The sequence below is a fragment of the Escherichia sp. MOD1-EC7003 genome (genome assembly GCF_002965065.1).
GTDB lineage: Bacteria > Pseudomonadota > Gammaproteobacteria > Enterobacterales > Enterobacteriaceae > Escherichia.
This window is the reverse complement of the sequence record NZ_PTRE01000063.1, coordinates 1-1,775: the sequence shown is the minus strand read 5'-3', so window position 1 is coordinate 1,775 and position 1,775 is coordinate 1. Positions and strand designations below refer to the sequence as shown.

Here is a 1,775-nt window from a genome sequence, read left to right as displayed (position 1 = left end):
ACTGCTCTTTAACAATTTATCAGACAATCTGTGTGGGCACTCGAAGATACGGATTCTTAACGTCGCAAGACGAAAAATGAATACCAGGTCTCAAGAGTGAACACGTAATTCATTACGAAGTTTAATTCTTTGAGCATCAAACTTTTAAATTGAAGAGTTTGATCATGGCTCAGATTGAACGCTGGCGGCAGGCCTAACACATGCAAGTCGAACGGTAACAGGAAGCAGCTTGCTGCTTTGCTGACGAGTGGCGGACGGGTGAGTAATGTCTGGGAAACTGCCTGATGGAGGGGGATAACTACTGGAAACGGTAGCTAATACCGCATAACGTCGCAAGACCAAAGAGGGGGACCTTAGGGCCTCTTGCCATCGGATGTGCCCAGATGGGATTAGCTAGTAGGTGGGGTAAAGGCTCACCTAGGCGACGATCCCTAGCTGGTCTGAGAGGATGACCAGCCACACTGGAACTGAGACACGGTCCAGACTCCTACGGGAGGCAGCAGTGGGGAATATTGCACAATGGGCGCAAGCCTGATGCAGCCATGCCGCGTGTATGAAGAAGGCCTTCGGGTTGTAAAGTACTTTCAGCGGGGAGGAAGGGAGTAAAGTTAATAGCTTTGCTCATTGACGTTACCCGCAGAAGAAGCACCGGCTAACTCCGTGCCAGCAGCCGCGGTAATACGGAGGGTGCAAGCGTTAATCGGAATTACTGGGCGTAAAGCGCACGCAGGCGGTTTGTTAAGTCAGATGTGAAATCCCCGGGCTCAACCTGGGAACTGCATCTGATACTGGCAAGCTTGAGTCTCGTAGAGGGGGGTAGAATTCCAGGTGTAGCGGTGAAATGCGTAGAGATCTGGAGGAATACCGGTGGCGAAGGCGGCCCCCTGGACGAAGACTGACGCTCAGGTGCGAAAGCGTGGGGAGCAAACAGGATTAGATACCCTGGTAGTCCACGCCGTAAACGATGTCGACTTGGAGGTTGTGCCCTTGAGGCGTGGCTTCCGGAGCTAACGCGTTAAGTCGACCGCCTGGGGAGTACGGCCGCAAGGTTAAAACTCAAATGAATTGACGGGGGCCCGCACAAGCGGTGGAGCATGTGGTTTAATTCGATGCAACGCGAAGAACCTTACCTGGTCTTGACATCCTCAGAATCCTGTAGAGATACGGGAGTGCCTTCGGGAACTGAGAGACAGGTGCTGCATGGCTGTCGTCAGCTCGTGTTGTGAAATGTTGGGTTAAGTCCCGCAACGAGCGCAACCCTTATCCTTTGTTGCCAGCGATTCGGTCGGGAACTCAAAGGAGACTGCCAGTGATAAACTGGAGGAAGGTGGGGATGACGTCAAGTCATCATGGCCCTTACGACCAGGGCTACACACGTGCTACAATGGCGCATACAAAGAGAAGCGACCTCGCGAGAGCAAGCGGACCTCATAAAGTGCGTCGTAGTCCGGATTGGAGTCTGCAACTCGACTCCATGAAGTCGGAATCGCTAGTAATCGTGGATCAGAATGCCACGGTGAATACGTTCCCGGGCCTTGTACACACCGCCCGTCACACCATGGGAGTGGGTTGCAAAAGAAGTAGGTAGCTTAACCTTCGGGAGGGCGCTTACCACTTTGTGATTCATGACTGGGGTGAAGTCGTAACAAGGTAACCGTAGGGGAACCTGCGGTTGGATCACCTCCTTACCTTAAAGAAACGTACTTTGCAGTGCTCACACAGATTGTCTGATGAAAAGTGAAAAGCAAGGCGTCTTGCGAAGCAGACTGATACGT

1 rRNA gene is annotated in these 1,775 nt (G+C 52.3%); it reads left to right on the top strand.

Annotated elements, in window-relative coordinates:
* Window positions 1–146: 146 nt before the first annotated feature.
* Window positions 147–1,688 (top strand): 16S ribosomal RNA (locus A7090_RS12025).
* Window positions 1,689–1,775 lie beyond the last annotated feature (87 nt).